Source organism: Bacillus sp. DB-2 (assembly GCF_003315125.1).
GTDB classification, from domain to species: Bacteria; Bacillota; Bacilli; order Bacillales; family Bacillaceae_G; genus Bacillus_A; species Bacillus_A mycoides.
Genome location: NZ_QNRN01000003.1, coordinates 394,448 through 413,271, shown reverse-complemented (window position 1 = coordinate 413,271; position 18,824 = coordinate 394,448). Strand labels below are relative to the sequence as shown.

The 18,824-nt window shown below is 38.9% G+C and carries 17 protein-coding genes, 1 tRNA gene and 1 other RNA gene; 1 reads left to right on the top strand and 18 read right to left on the bottom strand.

Annotated features, from left to right (window positions below):
* Positions 1-126 precede the first annotated feature (126 nt).
* The 8 genes from DET63_RS07525 to DET63_RS07485 all read right to left on the bottom strand — a co-directional run bounded on the left by DET63_RS07525 (position 127) and on the right by DET63_RS07485 (position 7,700).
* Positions 127-804 carry a response regulator transcription factor gene (locus DET63_RS07525; RefSeq protein ID WP_113936286.1) on the bottom strand — a complete coding sequence of 226 codons (678 nt, stop codon included), beginning with the start codon at positions 802-804 and terminating at the stop codon, positions 127-129.
* 382 nt (positions 805-1,186) lie between these two features.
* Positions 1,187-1,541, bottom strand: a transfer-messenger RNA (tmRNA) gene (gene ssrA / locus DET63_RS07520).
* 125 nt (positions 1,542-1,666) lie between these two features.
* A complete protein-coding gene (gene smpB, locus DET63_RS07515; RefSeq protein ID WP_002034685.1) occupies positions 1,667-2,134 on the bottom strand; it encodes an SsrA-binding protein in 468 nt (155 codons plus the stop codon).
* 214 nt (positions 2,135-2,348) lie between these two features.
* Positions 2,349-4,769, bottom strand: coding sequence for a ribonuclease R (gene rnr, locus DET63_RS07505; RefSeq protein WP_395921855.1), 2,421 nt, complete (start codon positions 4,767-4,769; stop codon positions 2,349-2,351).
* Between the two features lie 222 nt (positions 4,770-4,991).
* Positions 4,992-5,732, bottom strand: a complete 741-nt coding sequence (locus DET63_RS07500) for an alpha/beta hydrolase (protein ID WP_162836430.1) — start codon at positions 5,730-5,732, stop codon at positions 4,992-4,994.
* Positions 5,733-5,893: 161 nt separating this feature from the next.
* Positions 5,894-6,127, bottom strand: a complete 234-nt coding sequence (secG, locus tag DET63_RS07495; protein ID WP_002016062.1) for a preprotein translocase subunit SecG — start codon at positions 6,125-6,127, stop codon at positions 5,894-5,896.
* A gap of 506 nt (positions 6,128-6,633) precedes the next feature.
* Complete coding sequence (locus DET63_RS07490; protein WP_113936283.1) at positions 6,634-7,326, bottom strand: LrgB family protein; 693 nt, start codon at positions 7,324-7,326, stop codon at positions 6,634-6,636.
* Positions 7,323-7,700: a CidA/LrgA family holin-like protein gene (locus tag DET63_RS07485; protein ID WP_002016064.1), complete on the bottom strand. Its 378-nt coding sequence runs from the start codon at positions 7,698-7,700 to the stop codon at positions 7,323-7,325. Before DET63_RS07485 ends, DET63_RS07490 begins: the two co-directional genes overlap by 4 nt.
* Positions 7,701-7,984: 284 nt before the next feature.
* On the opposite strand from DET63_RS07485, the gene DET63_RS07480 reads away from it, so the two are divergent.
* A complete protein-coding gene (locus DET63_RS07480; RefSeq protein ID WP_113936282.1) occupies positions 7,985-8,935 on the top strand; it encodes a nucleoside hydrolase in 951 nt (316 codons plus the stop codon).
* A gap of 50 nt (positions 8,936-8,985) precedes the next feature.
* On the opposite strand, the gene eno is transcribed toward DET63_RS07480, so the two are convergent.
* From eno to DET63_RS07430, 10 genes are all read right to left on the bottom strand, one after another.
* A complete protein-coding gene (gene eno, locus DET63_RS07475; RefSeq protein ID WP_000103948.1) occupies positions 8,986-10,281 on the bottom strand; it encodes a phosphopyruvate hydratase in 1,296 nt (431 codons plus the stop codon).
* Between the two features lie 30 nt (positions 10,282-10,311).
* Entirely contained in the window at positions 10,312-11,841 is a 1,530-nt protein-coding gene (gene gpmI, locus DET63_RS07470; RefSeq protein ID WP_002129880.1) for a 2,3-bisphosphoglycerate-independent phosphoglycerate mutase, read from the bottom strand.
* Positions 11,838-12,593 carry a triose-phosphate isomerase gene (gene tpiA / locus DET63_RS07465; protein WP_002159914.1) on the bottom strand — a complete coding sequence of 252 codons (756 nt, stop codon included), beginning with the start codon at positions 12,591-12,593 and terminating at the stop codon, positions 11,838-11,840. The genes gpmI and tpiA overlap by 4 nt, the downstream gene beginning before the upstream one ends.
* Positions 12,594-12,625: 32 nt before the next feature.
* Complete coding sequence (locus tag DET63_RS07460; protein WP_113936281.1) at positions 12,626-13,810, bottom strand: phosphoglycerate kinase; 1,185 nt, start codon at positions 13,808-13,810, stop codon at positions 12,626-12,628.
* Positions 13,811-13,949: 139 nt separating this feature from the next.
* Positions 13,950-14,954, bottom strand: coding sequence for a type I glyceraldehyde-3-phosphate dehydrogenase (gap, locus tag DET63_RS07455; protein ID WP_002016071.1), 1,005 nt, complete (start codon positions 14,952-14,954; stop codon positions 13,950-13,952).
* 26 nt (positions 14,955-14,980) lie between these two features.
* Positions 14,981-16,009, bottom strand: a complete 1,029-nt coding sequence (gene cggR, locus DET63_RS07450) for a gapA transcriptional regulator CggR (protein WP_044738071.1) — start codon at positions 16,007-16,009, stop codon at positions 14,981-14,983.
* A gap of 135 nt (positions 16,010-16,144) precedes the next feature.
* Entirely contained in the window at positions 16,145-16,390 is a 246-nt protein-coding gene (locus tag DET63_RS07445) for a glutaredoxin family protein (protein WP_002089547.1), read from the bottom strand.
* Positions 16,391-16,399: 9 nt separating this feature from the next.
* On the bottom strand, positions 16,400-17,707 hold the full coding sequence (rpoN, locus tag DET63_RS07440; RefSeq protein ID WP_113936280.1) for an RNA polymerase factor sigma-54: 1,308 nt from the start codon (positions 17,705-17,707) through the stop codon (positions 16,400-16,402).
* Between the two features lie 259 nt (positions 17,708-17,966).
* Positions 17,967-18,042, bottom strand: a tRNA-Arg gene (locus DET63_RS07435).
* Between the two features lie 361 nt (positions 18,043-18,403).
* Positions 18,404-18,604: a hypothetical protein gene (locus DET63_RS07430; protein ID WP_002129884.1), complete on the bottom strand. Its 201-nt coding sequence runs from the start codon at positions 18,602-18,604 to the stop codon at positions 18,404-18,406.
* Between the last annotated feature and the right edge of the window lie 220 nt (positions 18,605-18,824).

The window sequence follows — 18,824 nt, the reverse complement described above, 5'->3', positions numbered from 1 at the left end:
TTAATATTTCACAGAAACTATTTGATTATTAGGTTTAATAGAAAAAAATGAGTAAAACTGTATGAAATAGTTTTACTCGTTTTTGCTATTATGACAAACTGTACTTTACCTATTATCTTATTTTTATCATTCAACCATTGAATAGCCTCTGCCATGTATCGTTTGAATATATCTACCTTTCTTCTCGCACTTTAACTTTTTTCTTACATACCCAATATATAAATCCACTACATTGGGATTGACTACTACGTTATATCCCCAAACCTGGTTCAAAAGCATTTCACGGCTCAATATTGTATTTTTATTCTTAATTAAAAATACAAGTAAATCGTACTCGCGCTTAGTAAGCGTGAGATTTTTACCACCTTTTTTCACAATATGGCTAGATGCATCAACAAAGAGATCTTTAAACTGAAAAAAGTTTGTCTCATTTTGCTGGATACAGTCACTTCTCCTTAAAATAGCTTGAACCCTTGCTACTAATTCTTCTTTCACAAATGGTTTTCTAATATAATCATCTGCTCCTGCTTGTAGCCCTGCTATGCAATCCTTGCTAGAAATATTGTCGGTCACAATAATTATCGGTGTCGTTTTAACAAGTCGTATTTGTCTACAAATTTCTGGCCCCGATATACTTAATGAATCCCAATCCAATATGATAATATCCCAATCTTGTTCATATACTATATTTAAACCTTGGTTTTCATTGTGAAGTTTTAAAATGAAATAGCCCTCTTGCGTTAGACCGCTTATGATTTTCTTTGCAAAAGACCGTTCATTCTTAATTACTAACACCTGCTTCACCGATGGTTCACCTCTACTTCAATATAACTTAGTTAGATAAAAAATTATCCCAAAAAAATAATTTAAGATTTATAAATATTAAATCCCTAAAAAAAGCCATTATAACAGCTTATTAGGAGAACTCTATATAATCTTACAATAGATATGGATAAAAACACAAAATATATGAAGATTTAAATACATATTATTTAATCATTAAGAGCAACTATATTATCTAGCTGCTTATTATCAATAACGATTCCCTCAGTTTCTGTTTCAAGGGTACCGTCCTCAACTTAAGCATTTTATCAAACCACAAAACAAAAAGAACCATAACCCCGCCAACCTGGCAAAGTTATGGTTCATATCATACAAAATAAAAAACCACCAAACAGTTATGTATTGGTGGAGACGGTGGGAGTCGAACCCACGTCCAAAAATATCGGCACTTAAGCTTCTACGAGTGTAGTCGATATATTAGCATTTCGCGAACTCTTCGGCCTATCGACAGGCTTCCAAGTTGCTAGTCTGATTGTTCTCTTCCTTCGCCCTCAGACGGCGAACTCCGGCGTAGTCCACTTAGTTTGAGTCCCTTACCCTACCACATGGACGATGGAGGGAGGAACCTTTAGTGCAATTAAGCAGCTAAAGAAAGATTGTTTTGTTTGCCAATTATAGGCTTTGACGTTTTAACGAGGCCGATCCCCTCGACTCGCAACCTAAGCTCGAACTATCCCTGTCGAATCCGTAACGTCCCCATGATAAAAATGGAGCATACGAAGAAATATCGTGATAGCTACTAAGAGCTGTTTTTCAATGTGCAACAATCTTACATAAGTTATTATATCATACGCGCGCCGTTTTACAAATGTAAATATCTGTATTACATCTTTTGACGATCACGGAACACGCGTGCAATTTCACGTTTAGCTTCTTTCTCTTTTAAATCGTGACGCTTATCATATTGCTTCTTACCTTTTGCTAAACCAAGTGCCATTTTCGCAAATCCATTTTTCAAATAGATTCTAACTGGAACTAATGCATAACCTGTTTCTTTTGCATAACCTGCTAGCTTATCAATTTCTTTCTTGTGAAGAAGTAACTTTCTTGTACGAAGCGGATCGTGATTAAAACGATTCCCTTGTTCATATGTATTAATATGCATATTATGAACCCATACTTCACCGTTATGTATACGTGCAAACGCGTCTTTCAAGTTCACGCGTCCAGCGCGAATCGACTTAATTTCCGTTCCTTGAAGGACAAGCCCTACTTCGTATGTTTCTTCGATGAAATAATCATGAAATGCCTTTTTATTTTGCGCAATAACCTTACCTGTACCCTTTGGCATATAACGTCCCTCCTCTATTTTTACCATTGTAACAAATGTAAACCAAAAGCGAAAGTGGCTCGCTCAGAATGTAAGGTGGATGGAGCTTCTGGCCTTGAGGCGCTCTTTGCCTCCTGGGAAGAAGCGAAGCCACCAAACATTCTAGCCACTGTAGCTGGATTCAATAAAAAGCGAAAGTGGCTCGCTCAGAATGTGAGGCGAAGCCACTCTTCTCTTACTTGCGCTTTTTCTTTTTCTTCTTGAATCCTGGTACATTTTCAAAGAATCCTTTTTTCTTCTTACCATTACCATTACTATTACTATTTCCATCTTTTTTCCCTGGCTGACTAGCGGATGTGGATGCTGATGCTTTTCCTTTTCCACCACGATCAAACTTTCTTCCTGTGCCGCGTTCACCACCGCGCTCATTACTACGTTCGCTACGTCCACCGCGTTTCTTTCTGCCTGTTCTTGGCTGTTCAATCACAACTGGACGATCTTTGAACTTACGACGAGGTGTGCCTTTCATGCCAACGATTTCAAAGTCGATTGCGCGCTCGTCTTTATTTACGTTAATAACACGAATTGTAATTTCGTCACCGATGCGGAATACGTTACCTGTACGTTCTCCAATCATCGCAAAATGTTTTTCGTCATAACGGTAGTAATCATCTGTTAAATAGCTAACGTGTACAAGACCTTCAATTGTATTTGGAAGCTCTACGAATAAACCGAAGTTTGTTACAGAGCTAATCATACCGTCATACTCTTCACCGATCTTATCAACCATATACTCTGCTTTTTTCATTTCGTCTGTTTCACGCTCTGCTTCAACAGCGCGGCGTTCCATATTAGAAGAGTGCTCTGCAATCTCAGGTAAGTTTTCACGCCATTTCGCTTGCGTTTCGTTGTCTACTTTACCATTAATGATGTATTCACGAATCAATCTATGAACAATCGTATCTGGGTAACGACGAATTGGCGATGTGAAATGCGTGTAGAACTCAGTTGATAAACCAAAATGTCCTAAGCTGTTCGAATCGTAACGTGCTTGCTTCATAGAACGAAGCATAACTGTTGAAATGACTATTTCTTCCGGCTGACCTTGAACCATTTCAAGAATTTGCTGCAATGCACGAGGGTGTATTTCATTCGCACGTCCTTTTACTGCATATCCGAAGTTTGTTACAAACTCGAAGAAACGCTCAAGCTTATCTTCTTTCGGATCTTCATGGACACGGTACATAAACGGTACGTTCATCCAGTGGAAATGCTCCGCTACTGTTTCGTTCGCAACAAGCATAAACTCTTCAATTAACTTCTCTGATACAGAACGATCACGCATTACAACATCAGTCGGTTTTCCTTCTTCATCTACTAGTACTTTCGCTTCTTTAAAGTCAAAGTCAATCGCACCACGGCGCATACGTTTTTCACGTAAAATTTGTGCTAACTGCCCCATTTCTTTAAACATTGGTACTAGCGGCTCGTAGCGTTCAATTAGCGCTTCGTCTTCATCTTCTAAAATGCTTCTTACGTCAGCATACGTCATACGCTCTGTCGTTTTAATTACACTTTGGAAAATCTCGTGTTTTACAACATCACCTAGATTGTTGATTTCCATTTCACAAGATAGTGTCAGACGGTCTACTTTCGGATTTAATGAACAAATACCGTTTGATAAACGATGCGGAATCATCGGAATTACACGGTCTACAAGATATACACTCGTTGCTCTCTCTGCTGCTTCAACATCAATTGGAGAACCTTCTTGAACATAATGACTTACATCCGCAATATGAACGCCAAGCTTATAGTTACCGTTCTCAAGCTTCGTTACTGTAACAGCGTCATCTAAGTCTTTCGCATCCGCACCATCAATTGTAACAATCATTTGATCACGTAAATCACGACGATCTTTTATATCTTCTTCTGAAATCGTTTCTGGTACACTGTTTGCATGCTCCATCACTTCTTCAGGGAATGCTAAAGGTAAATGATGTTTATGAATGACAGATAAAATATCTACTCCTGGGTCATTTTTATGACCTAGAATTTGAATAACTTCACCTTCTGCGCTTAAACGGTTCTCTGGGTAGCCCGTAATTTTCACAACTACTTTATGGCCTTCTACAGCGCCCATAGATGCACTTTTCAAGATAAAAATGTCACTTGTCCAGCGTTTATTATCAGGTATAACAAATCCAAAGTTCTTTGACTCTGTATATGTACCAACTAGTTCCTTCGTTCCACGCTCTAAAATACGAACAATCGCGCCTTCTTGGCGTGATCCACTTGATTGTGCGCTAACACGTGCTAATACTGTATCACCATGAAGTGCACCATTTAATTCTGTCGGCGGGATGAAAAGATCATCATCTCCTGTTTTCTTCTCTTCTGGAACGACGAACGCAAAACCACGTGCGTGCCCAATTAATTTACCGCGTACTAAATTCATTTTTTCTGGAAGACCGTAGCGGTTACTACGTGTGCGGATAACAAGCCCCTTCTCTTCCATCATTACAAGTGCCTTTACGAAATCTTTAAAGCCCTCAGAGCCTTCGATTCCAAATGCCGATTCTAATTCTTGTATCGTTAACGGTTTATACGCTTCTTCCCTCATAAATAATAACAACTTATCAATATGTTCTTGCATGATTTCTTCCAAGCAGAAATACCTCCTTTAAACCCTTATATTATTTAGTGTATCCGAAAGATGGGGGATGTATAAAGTGAAACTTTAATCATCTCCCAATGATTTTTTACAGCTTTCATAAAGTGTAACTTTAACCAGTAGTTTTTTGTCCGTCCCCACTGATTATTAGCCCACAAATAGCGGGATAAAAATTCCCTTATGAAAAAAAGAGGCAACTAGACCTTACCAATCTAGTTGCTCCAAGAAGTTATATACATCCTCATGTAGCACATCACGTTCTTTATCAAGTGTAATGACATGCGTAGAGTCTTCATACCATTTAATGTCTTTTAACGTAGATTCTACACCGTTATAAATAATGTTAGCACTATCTGTATTAATCATCTCATCATGACGTGCTTGTACAACGAATGTTGGAGCATAAATCATATCAACATTATTGCGTACGTCACGAATCAACTCCTGTAATGCTTTTAATGTATTCATTGGTGTCTGTTTAAATTCAAACATTTCCTGCTCAATTCGTTCTGGTGATTTTTGCTCACGCTTTTTATATTCGCGGGCATATGCCAATATACCTTGGTACATAATTTCTTCACTTTTAATGTACATCGGTGCACACATTGGTACAACACCTAAAATCGGTAATGTATAAGCAAGTTTTAATGAGAATACTCCGCCTAATGATAATCCAACCGCAGCTATTTTCTCGTAACCTTGATCTTTTAAATGCTGGTAGGCATTCATTACATCTTTCCACCAGTCTTCAGGGCCTGTATGAACAAGCTCTTCTGGTGGTACGCCGTGTCCTTTATAAATTGGCGCATGACAAGTATAGCCTTTCTTCTCTAAGAAACGCCCTAGCATGCGTACGTCAGCTGAGTTTCCTGTGAATCCATGTAATAATAAAACAGCGCGGTCTCCACCTTCAAATGTAAATGGTTTCGGAGATGCTAATTTCATCATGTACTTCTCCTCTTTCTCTTCTGTAATCTAGTCGTATTCTTTCTATTCTTAGTGTACCATATTTATAATTCTATAATCTAATTAGAAACTTTTTTTGAATAACAAATCAAAAAAAGAAGAACCATTAGCATAATCCGCTAACGCTTCTTCTTTTAATTTTATAAATTTAAGTACGTAACACCAATTGTTAGTACGAAGAATAGTACAGCTAAGACAACTGTAACACGGTTTAATACCGCTTCAATTCCACGTGCTTTTTGCTTACCAAACAATTGCTCTGCACCACCTGAAATAGCGCCTGAAAGGCCTGAGCTATTACTAGACTGCATAAGTACCATAACAATCATTAAAATCGATACAATAATAAGTAAAACTGATAATAACGTATGCACTTGGCGTACCTCCTACAAAGATTCAGTTATTTTAAATGTAGCATAAATCCTATAGAAAAGCGAGAGCTATAAGGTTGCTCTCGCTTTTCTTCCATTACGGAATTTATAATGCGGGAAAGCCCACGCAGGACTTTAGTCCGTCTTTAAAAGTGGGATGAACGCATCGTTTTTGCATAGCCAAAAATGGTATACTTTATTTATAGTCATGCAAAAGACTCTAAAACGACTGTTCTCTGAAAACAGAATACATATGAGGTTGGAGTAGCAAATTCTTCTACTCCGTAAAATGTATTAAGTCGTCAAGAAAAAGACGTAAAAACATTTGAGAACAAACAATCTGTACGGTATGATCACAGTACCGTAGCCCACGAACCTATATGGTCTGTTGTGGGAGTGGTGATGGCACACCGCAATCTTGCACGTCAGCGATACCAGAAATGGACTTCGCCTTTGGTAGCGAGAATCTCACTGACATTAGTCAGCTTGCCCCTTTAGGGGTGGGAGTGTCAAATGAACATCATTGCGAATAACGGTCCAAGCAAACATGTCAAAATTGCTGTTAATGTCATTGTTACCGATCCAATAACACCTTCATGCTCATTATTTTTCATCGCTCTCATAACACCCATAATATGAGACGCACATCCAAAGCCAATCCCTTTACCAACTGAGTTTGTAACACGGCTCCATTTTAATAAAATTGGTCCTGAAATCGTTCCAGTAATCCCTGCGATAACGACGAATGCTGCTGTTAAGGACGGGACACCACCAACTTGTTCAGATACACTCATCGCAACTGGCATTGTCACTGATTTTGGTAAAGAAGATAAAATTAAGCTTTTATCTGTTCCCATAAGTGTGGCGATAGCAAAATCACTTGCAATAGCAACTGTTGTACCTACTAATACACCACCAGCAATTGGTACAACATATTTTTGCAGAACATGACGTTGTTTATAAAGCGGGATTGCAAATGCTACAACACCTGGTCCTAGTAGCTTCGCAATCCAGCCACCACCACTTTCCATATAATTTTGATATGGTATATCAAGCATTATAAATAAGAAAGCCATTAATCCTGTTGCAACAAGCATTGGAATGGTAAATGGTGTTGGAAATAATTTGTAGATTTTTTTAGATAATTGATATAATAGCACCGTAAAAAGAACCCAACCGATTCCGATTAATATTTGGCTCATTGTGTCTCTTTTTCCTTTCTATTCGCAAGATATTGTCCTGTATGTCCTGCGACGATAATAATTAAAAACGTACTCGCTACAACTGTAATGAAAAGGGAAATTCCTTTACTCATAAAAAAAGCACCGTAATTCATTAAGCCAAGCGTTGGCGGAATTAATAAAAACGGCATAATAGCAACGAGTGTTTCTGCTCCTAAATCAAACCATTTCACTGGAAGTACTTTTAGGCTAAGCAAAACAAGTAGGAGGAACATCCCAATCAAACTTCCTGGAATCGGAAGATTCAACATTTCTTGCACCCAATTTCCAACCATATAAAATACATAAAGAGCAGCAATTTGGACAAGAATCTTTGTAAGTTTCATGTTCATCATCCCTCATGTTTATACGATCTTCTGTTAATATCCTTATCATAGTATAAATTGTAAAAACCTGCAATTTATCAAATCAACAACGAAAATCCACTATATTATACGCTTACACCCTTGATATGACTGCGTTTCCTAATGTGATTTACGTCAAAAACCTTGACCTAATATATAAAGTTTATATTTTCTGAATTTTGATGGTTATTATTTTAATAAAACAAAATCCTTCACTCCATTTTTATTCTGTCTTCTCTCTAGCACACATATATATAAAGATAGGTGGTGAACGCATGTCTAAAAAAATTCTCATTTTTTGTGATCCTGGAATCGAAGATGCGATAGCCCTCCTCCTCGCATTCTTTATCGATGAAATTGAAATTGTTGGGATTGTCGCTGATTACGGCAATGTTCCAAAAGAAATGGCCGTACAAAATGCTCATTTTCTTAAACAAAAATCAAGAAATAGAGATATGAAAATATTTGGTGGTTCAGACCGTCCTCTCAATGGAGGTCCACCCGCTTTTTTTACCAATATTCACGGTAAAGAAGGGTTAGGGCCAATCATCCCAAATGAAAAGTTACAAAACGGAGAAATGGAGAATTTTTTTGAAGTTATCCCTCTTATCGAGCAGTATAAAGACGAACTAATCATCGTAAGTTTAGGGCGACTCACTTCCCTAGCTGTTTTATTTATTTTATGTAAAAACTTAATGCAGCAAATTAAATCTTATTATGTAATGGGTGGTTCCTTTCTGCACCCAGGTAATGTAACTCCCGTATCAGAAGCGAATTTTTATGGCGATCCAATCGCGGCTAACATTGTATTACAATCTGCATCCAACATGTACATATACCCGTTAAATGTAACTCAGTATTCCATCGTTACACCTGATATGGCTGAATATATTGAGGCGAAAGGAAAGGCTTCTCTCGTCAAACCTCTATTCGATCATTACTACTATGGATATTACGAAAAAATTTTACCACAATTAAAAGGCTGCCCTTTTCATGACACGATACCGATATTAGCTTTACTTGATAATTCTATGTTTACCTACTACAAATCACCAATTACCGTCATGACCAAATCTTACGCTCAAGGAGCAAGCATCGGTGATTTCCGCTCTTTAGTAGGATCAAGTCCATTCACCAATCGGCCCTCGCAGCAAATTGCTATCGATTTTGATTATAATCTCTTCTTTAAATACTTCATGTCACTTATGACAGACGAACAATTTTAACATAAAAAAACAGACCGTGATTTCTCACGGTCTGTCGTTATTTTCTACAATTATCGTTTGATGTTGTAGAAAGATTTGATACCATCGTAAACAGCGATTTCGCCTAGTTCGTCTTCGATGCGTAATAATTGGTTGTACTTAGCAATACGGTCAGTACGGCTCATAGAACCAGTTTTGATTTGGCCAGCGTTAGTTGCAACTGCGATGTCAGCGATTGTAGCATCTTCAGTTTCACCAGAACGGTGAGATACAACTGCTGTGTAACCAGCACGTTTAGCCATTTCGATTGCTTCGAAAGTCTCAGTTAAAGTACCGATTTGGTTAACTTTAATTAGGATTGAGTTAGAGATACCTTTTTCGATACCTTCAGCAAGTTTTTGAGTGTTAGTTACGAATAAATCGTCACCAACTAATTGTACTTTATCACCGATACGCTCAGTTAATAATTTGTGACCATCCCAGTCATTTTCGTCTAAACCATCTTCAATAGAGATGATTGGGAAGTCTTTGCAAAGCTCTTCGTAGAAATCAACCATTTCTGCAGAAGTTAAGCCAGTACGGCCTTCGCCTGCAAGGTCATATTTACCAGTTTCTTTATTGTAGAACTCAGAAGAAGCAACGTCCATTCCTAAGAATACGTTCTCGCCAGCTTTGTAACCAGCTTTTTCGATAGCTTCGATGATTACTTCTAATGCTTCACGGTTAGAACCAAGGTTTGGAGCGAATCCACCTTCGTCACCTACTGCAGTGTTAAGACCTTTGTCATGTAATACAGCTTTAAGTGCATGGAATACTTCAGCACCCATACGGATTGATTCTTTGAATGTTGGAGCACCAACTGGTAAGATCATGAACTCTTGGAAGTCTACGTTGTTATCAGCGTGAGAACCACCGTTGATGATGTTCATCATTGGAGTTGGTAATTGTTTTGCATTGAATCCACCAAGGTAACGGTATAATGGAAGACCTACGAAGTCAGCTGCTGCGTGAGCTACTGCCATAGATACACCAAGGATAGCGTTAGCGCCTAGTTTACCTTTGTTTGGAGTGCCATCTAATTCGATCATAGCACGGTCGATACCAGCTTGGTCAGTTACGTCGAAACCAACGATTTCTGGAGCGATTGCTTCGTTAACGTTGTTTACTGCGTTAAGAACACCTTTACCAAGGTAACGAGATTTGTCACCGTCACGTAATTCTACTGCTTCGTGCTCACCAGTAGATGCACCACTTGGTACGATAGCGCGTCCGAATGCGCCGCTTTCTGTGTAAACTTCTACTTCTACAGTTGGGTTACCACGAGAGTCAAGGACTTCGCGAGCATAAACATCAATAATTGTTGACATAATAAATTCTCTCCTTTTTATATAAGCAAATTATTTAATAATTGTTTTACCTGTCATTTCTTTCGGTTGTTCCACATTTAAAAGTGTAAGCATTGTTGGGGCGATATCTCCTAAAATACCACCTTCACGAAGCTCTACATCATTTTTTGTAACGATGAAAGGAACCGGGTTAGTTGTATGAGCTGTCATTGGTCCACCTTCAGCAGTTAACTCCTGATCGGCATTACCATGGTCAGCAGTAATAAGTGCTACACCATCTTTTGCAAGAATCGCTTCTACAACTTTTCCTAAACATTCGTCAGTTGCTTCTACTGCTTTAATTGTTGGTTCCATCATCCCAGAATGGCCAACCATATCACAGTTTGCAAAGTTAAGAATGATAACATCATGTTTATCATTTTCGATGTCATTTACTAAAGCGTCCGTTACTTCATAAATGCTCATTTCAGGTTTCAAGTCATACGTTGCAACCTTCGGTGAGTTAATTAAAATACGCTCTTCTCCTGGGAATTCAGCCTCACGACCACCGCTAAAGAAGAATGTAACGTGCGGATACTTTTCAGTTTCCGCGATGCGAAGTTGCTTTAATCCCGCTTGCGCAACAACTTCACCTAATGTGTTATCAAGGTTCATTGGCTTGAATGCCACGTAACCATCTACAGTTTCACTGAAATGTGTCATACAAACGAACTCAGGAATGTGAGGTACTTTTTCACCACGATCGAACTCACGGAAGTCTTCGTTTGTAAATACACGAGCAATTTGAATTGCACGGTCTGGACGGAAGTTATAGAAGATAACTGCATCATCATTATTGATTGTTGCAACTGGCGTGTCATCTTCGTTAACAATTACAGACGGCAATACGAATTCATCATGAATACCATTTGCATAAGAGTCTTCTACACACTCTTCTGCTGATTTATAAGTAGGGCCTTCACCATTCACCATAGCACGGTAACATTTTTCTACGCGATCCCAGCGCTTGTCACGGTCCATGGAGTAATAACGACCAGAGATAGTCGCGAATTGTCCTACTCCTGTTTCTTTAATTACTTCATTTGTTGCATCGATATAACCTTTTGCTGTTTGTGGTCCAACATCGCGGCCATCTAAGAATGCATGGATATATACTTTCTCCACGCCTTCTTTTGCTGCTAAACGAAGAAGAGCAAACATATGGTTCATGTGACTGTGCACACCACCATCAGAAAGTAAACCGAATAAATGAAGAGCAGTACCTTTTTCTTTCACGCTTTTAATTGCATTTTGGAAAGTTTCGTTCTGATCGAACTCACCTTCACGAATTGCAACGTTTACGCGTGTTAAGCTTTGGTATACGATGCGGCCAGCACCGATATTTAAGTGACCAACCTCTGAGTTACCCATTTGACCTGCTGGAAGACCTACTTCCTCACCAGAAGCTGTAAGCGTTGTGTGAGGGAATTTGTTCCAGTAACCATCAAAATTAGGTTTCTTAGCTTGTGCTACAGCATTCCCGTAAGTTTCTTCACGTAGTCCGAAACCATCAAGAATGATTAAAGCTGTTGGCTTTCTCATTTTACCGCCCCCAGAAGACCTAAGAACGAAGCAGGCTCTAAGCTAGCACCGCCAACTAAAGCGCCGTCGATGTCAGATTGTGCCATATACTCTTTAATGTTTTCTGGTTTTACGCTACCGCCGTATTGAATACGAACAGCTTCTGCAGCTTCTGGAGAAACAGCTTCTGCAACAACTTTACGGATGTGCGCACATACTTCATTTGCATCTGCAGAAGAAGAAGATTTACCTGTACCGATAGCCCAGATTGGCTCATAAGCGATAACAGTTACTTTAACTTGCTCTTCTGTTAAACCTGCAAGTGCTTTTGTTACTTGACCTGCTACTAGATCAAATGTTTTTCCGCTTTCGCGCTCTTCTAAAGTCTCACCACAACAAACGATTGGTGTTAAACCATGTTCAAATGCTGCAAGAGTCTTTTTGTTTACTGATTCGTCTGTTTCAGCAAACATTTCACGACGCTCAGAGTGGCCAAGTACTACGTAGCCTACTTTTAAGTCGCTAAGTGCTACTGGGCTAATTTCGCCAGTGAATGCACCATTTTTTTCGAAGTGCATGTTTTGTGCACCTACTTGTAAGTCAGTTCCTTCAGCCTTAGCTACTAAGCGCTCTAAGAATAGAGCTGGCGAACAAACTACTGCATCAACAGCTGAAGCTGCTGGGATTTGACCTTTAACTTCCTCTACGAAGCTAACTGCTTCAGCTAGAGTTTTATTCATTTTCCAGTTACCTGCGATAATTGGTTTACGCATGCTTTGCACCGTCCTTTTTCTTTGGCTGCTACTTATTTGTCGTTAAGACAAACTACACCTGGAAGCTCTTTACCTTCCATGAATTCTAATGACGCACCGCCGCCAGTAGAAATGTGGCTCATTTTATCAGCCATACCGAATTTTTCAACAGCTGCTGCAGAGTCACCACCGCCGATAACAGAGTATGTATCTTCTGCATCTGCTAATGCTTGCCCTACTGCTTTTGTACCTTCTGCGAATGGAGTCATTTCGAATACACCCATTGGTCCATTCCATACAACAAGCTTAGAGTTTTTAATTACATCTGCATAAATTTCACGTGTTTTAGGACCGATGTCCACGCCTTCCCATGTAGAAGGGATAGAATCGATACCAACGATTTGAGTTGTTGCAGTTTCAGAGAATTCCTCTGTGATTACAACATCAACTGGCATATAGAAGTTTACGCCTTTTTCTTTTGCAAGTTGCATAAATTCTTTAGCTAGTTCAACTTTGTCGTTTTCACATAGTGATTGACCAATTTCATGACCTAAAGCTTTAACGAATGTATAAGCAAGTCCGCCACCGATGATTAAGTTATCTACTTTATCTAATAGATGACGAATTACACCGATTTTATCTTTTACTTTCGCACCACCGATAATAGCTGTGAATGGACGTTCTGGGTTAGAAAGTGCTTTACCTAATACATCTAACTCTTTTTCCATTAATAAACCAGATACTGCTGGTAGGTAGTCTGCGATTCCTGCTGTAGAAGCATGAGCACGGTGAGCTGCACCGAATGCATCGTTTACGAAGATATCAGCAAGAGCTGCAAATTCTTTCGCAAGTTCTGCATCGTTCTTTTCTTCGCCCGCATAGAAACGTACGTTTTCAAGAACTAATACGTCGCCTTCGTTCATTGCTGCAACCATTTCTTGTGCAACTGGTCCGAATGCTTCGTCCGCTTTTTTAACATCTTTACCAAGAAGCTCGCCTAAACGTGCTGCTACTGGAGTAAGACGTAATTCTTCTACTGCTTGACCTTTTGGACGGCCTAAATGACTTGCTAAAATTACTTTCGCACCTTGCTCTACTAAATATTGAATTGTAGGAAGAGCTGCACGGATACGAGTTTCATCTGTAATTTTGCCTTCTTTCATAGGTACGTTGAAATCAACGCGGCAAAATACACGCTTACCTTTTAAATCTACGTCACGAATTGATTTTTTGTTCATTGGATTTCCCTCCGACTACTAGTTAGGATTGACAAAACCCATTCAAAAGCTTAACACATTTGCTTCTAAAACGAAAGAAGAGAGAGAGGGAACAAACCCTCTCCCTCGTTTTGTCATTGATTGCTTATATACTTAAGAATTAAAGACCTTTAGAAGTCATGTATGCAGCTAGGTCTACTACGCGGTTAGAGTAACCAGTTTCGTTATCGTACCAAGAAAGTACTTTAACCATGTTACCTTCCATTACCATTGTAGATAATGCATCGATTGTAGAAGAAGCTGTACATCCGTTATAGTCGATAGATACTAATGGCTCTTCGCTGTATCCAAGGATACCTTTTAATTCGCCTTCAGAAGCTGCTTTGAATGCTGCGTTTACATCTTCAACTGTTACTTCTTTGTCAAGTTCAACAACTAAGTCAACAAGAGAAACGTTAGCAGTTGGAACACGTACAGCGCCGCCGTTTAATTTACCTTTAAGTTCTGGTAATACTAATGCTACAGCTTTAGCAGCACCAGTAGATGTTGGGATCATGTTTTCAGCTGCTGCACGAGCACGACGTAAATCTTTGTGTGGTAAGTCTAAGATTTGTTGGTCGTTAGTGTAAGAGTGAATTGTTGTCATCATTCCGCGTTTTACGCCGAATTTTTCGTTTAATACTTTAGCGAATGGAGCTAGACAGTTTGTAGTACAAGAAGCATTAGATACTACGTTGTGGTTAGCTGCATCGTATTGTTCGTGGTTAACACCCATAACTACAGTGATATCTTCGTCAGAAGCTGGAGCTGAGATGATAACTTTCTTAACTGATCCACCTAAATGTTTCTCAGCGTCTGATTTTTTAGTGAAACGGCCAGTAGATTCTACTACTACTTCTACTCCGTAGTCGCTCCATGGTAATTGAGCTGGGTCACGCTCAGCGATAACTTTAATTTCTTTACCGTTAACAACGATGCTGTTTTCGTTAGCAGATACTTCTGCATTTAAAGTTCCGTGAACTGTATCATATTTTAAAAGGTGAGCTAATGTTTTAGCATCTGTTAAGTCGTTGATTGCTACTACTTCTACCTCAGAGTTGTTAAGAGCTGCGCGGAATACGTTACGTCCGATACGTCCAAATCCATTAATACCAATTTTAGTCATTTAAATTTCCTCCTTGGGGGATTATATTAAAGGGTAATACCCTTTGTTAATTGTTTTGCTGCACCTTCATCTGTAATTAGAATTGAAGTGTGCCCTTGCTTTATTACAGCCTGTATTGCTTTTGCTTTTGAAGAACCTCCAGCGACTGCAACAACGTGAGATACATTTTGTAAATCTTCAAGTTGCATACCAACCGTTCTTACTTTATGAACAACATTTCCTTGTTCACTAAAGTAGTAACCGAAAGCTTCGCCAACTGCTTCGCTTGCCTGAATCTTTAACCAATCTGCTTCTGAAGTATTTCTGCGACGTGCCATTGTTAACGCATCACCAATTCCATGAATGACGATATTGGAAGATCGAATCAACTCAAGAACTTCTTTCACGGAGGGCTCTGTTACAATAGACGCATATGCTTCGCTACTAACGTGATCTGGAACATACAATAAGCGATAATTACTCATCGTATTTTGTGCCATTTTGGCGCATATGGTATTGGCTTCTAACTCGACGCCTTCTCCAATTCCACCACGTGCTGGGACAAATAGCATATGTAAATCTTTGCAATCAAGTTGCATCATGTCCGCAGCAGCAGCTAGCGTAGTTCCTCCAGCCACAGCAACGATATTATTCACTGTCAGACGGTCTTTTATACAAGTCACACAAGCACGGCCCATCTCCAGTTTGACCCAAGGTGATTCATCACTATCACCAGGGACAACGAAAACTTCATCCAAGTCTAATGTTTCCTTAAGTTGTTTTTCTAAAACCTTTAACCCGGAAATTTCTTTCATAAAGTCTTCCAAAGCAAGAACTAAAGCTGTTCCTTCTTCTGTCAAAGTCATTCCAGAAGAAGCGACGTGAACTAAGTTTTGTTCTTTCAAAACTTGAACTTCACTTCGCAATACTCGTTCTGTCATACCGAGACTTGCAGATAAGTTTCTTCTTCCAATCGGCTGCATAAGCCTAATGTACTGAAGCACTTGCATTCTCGTTTGCATAACAGGTAGCAGATCAGGTAATAATTTTTTTGTGTTCTGAATCCATGAGCGCATATCTTTTCTCCTCACTGCATCGGTTCATTTCCCTTCGTGGTCACTTTATGTCCCGTAGTGACATTTTGCGTCCCACTTAGGTTAAAAAAATAATCCCTGCTACGTGTATTATTGTAACAGGAGACAGAAACTTATTCAACTCTTAACTGCATTGTTTATATAGTTTATTATGACACCTTTGTGAATGTTACCATATTCTACTTGTCTTCCGCCTATTTCTACAACAGGAATCATTAGATGGTATTTCTCTAAAAGGTCATTATCTTCATATATATCTATTTCCTCAATTTGAAAAGAATATTCATATTGTACTTCTTTTAAAACTTGTTTCGCCTTCACGCAAAGGCCACAATCTTTTTTTGTATATAGTACAACCTTCATCTTCTTCACCTATCCAATTGTTTTTCTTAGAGACGAAGCAGGAATATGCATTTGTTCCCTATACTTCGCAACCGTTCTTCGAGAAATAACTATTTCATGCTCTTCTTCTAATAATTTTGAAATCTTTTGATCCGAAAGTGGCTTTTTCTTATTTTCTGCTCCAACAAGCATTTGAATGAATTGTTTCACACGCTTTGTAGAAACCGCCTCATCTTCCGTCGTAGAAATAGAATTACTAAAGAACGATTTCATCTCAAATAAACCGTGCGGCGTTTGCACATATTTATTACGCGTTGCGCGACTAATTGTAGACTCATGCACACCTAACTCTTCCGCCACCTCTTTTAAAGCAAGTGGTTTTAAATACTCTGGACCTCCCCAGAAGAAATCATGCTGTTTTTCCATAATAATATTCATCACTTGTAAGAGTGTTTGTTTTCTCTGTTTCAAACTGCGCATAATCCATTGCACATGCTGATACTTCTCCGATACGTAAGAAGCCACTTCACTTTCACTATTATTTAGTAACGCACTATACTCAGAGTGAATTTCAATTCTTGGCATATTTCTCTCATTCATCTGTAAAACGAGATGATCGCCATCTTTTTTTACCGCCATATCAGGCACAATATAAAGTGGTTTATCAGAAGAAAATGCAAGACCTGGTTTCGGCTGCAATGATGTAATACAGTTCACCGCATCCTGTAATTCCTCGTTAGTACACTTCAACACTTGAACGAGCTTTCGCCAATCTTTCTTAACGAAATAATTAAAATGATCATCTATAATTTCTTCCGCTAACCCATTCCTTCTTTGTAAGCGCTTCAATTGGATTGATAGACATTCCTGAATATTACGCGCACCTACCCCTGCTGGCTCTAACGATTGAACAAGCTCCACGGAACAGTCCACTACATCAATTGGCGCAGAAAGAAGCTCTGATAACTCTTCATTTGTTTCTTGTAAATAGCCATTTCCATCCATGTTCATAATAATGAAAGAAGCTGCTTTTCGCTCTTCTTCATCTATTTTATAATACTGTAGTTGATTTAATAAATGTTGCTGAATCGTTGTAGAATCCACACTGTAGATTTCCATTTGATTCTCGACTTGTTTTCGGGTACTTTTACTTGTGTTAGAGCTCTTTTTCTTCTCCCTCTCAAAACCACCTAACTCAATAAGGGGATTCTCTAACGATTGCTCATACAAAAACTCCGATAATTCTTGTACATTATACTGGAGCATTGTAATCGCTTGCCTTAACTCTTGTGTCATTGCCAAACGTAAGCTTTGTTCTTGTAAAAGACTTGCCTTCAAACTAATCTCCCCCTTGTTTCTATTGTACAATAAGTTTGGTAAAAGGAGAATCCTATCGCAGACACCCATTCCAAAATATTATTAATTTATATGTATTAATGAGATTTAGATCTTACAACCGAAATTTGAATAATATTGAAAGAAAGTAATAACGCATAAAAATTATTACCACATACTAATAGTAAATCTTATAACCAGATATAACAAGAAAGAAATAAAAAAAGGTCCTAACTTACAAATGTAAGTTAGGACCTTTTGACGCGCCCAGAGGGATTCGAACCCCCGGCAGACGTGGTACCGGAAACCACCGCTCTATCCGACTGAGCTATGGGCGCATGAGATTATGATAATATCAACGGTTTGCCTCCGTCTTCTTCCGATTTGTTCTTACCGAAAGTTAAACGTAGGATACGAACACCAACACGTAGACGTTCGCTTCTTTACATATATAATATTATATCTCGACGTTAGCCTAATACGCAAGTACAAAAACGCCTTCTACACTAGCGCTATCGCATATTTTTCCTTCTTTCGTTTCCCTCTTAATCTAATTAAATCGAAATAGAACGCATATAGGCGCAAAACTGTTCATCACATTAAATCTAATCGTCTAGAATTGCGTCTCTCGGCATCGTAATTTCCGCATATAGTCTATAAAAAGAAAGACAGACGAAGTGATGCCCGCCCATCTCCGCACTATTTTATATATTTTGATCGCAGGCTAAATATATCTTCGCCTTCACGAATGCCCGCTGATCCCTTCCTCACATTTTTTACGACAGTCCAATTCGGGTTAGTTTCATCACCGATGTTCTGTACTGTAAAGTTGCCATCACCATATTCTCGGTGACCTTCTGCCAATTTCTCCGTTAAATCATTCTCTTTTGATCTCACCATCTTTGCGCCATCTCCCTTTTTATACAACCCTCTTAAACTGTCCAACCGATCACACGTCCAGTCAATTGGAGATCCTCGCTTTCCGCTTCGATTAATTGTAACACACTGTCGGGGATAAGTTCCGATAACGGCTGCGTTTAGTACGGTAATCCAGTCGTTATCCGTCGCCTGCCGTTACCTCTTCGCTTACTATGTTTTTAACTTCTTCGTTTATCTTCGT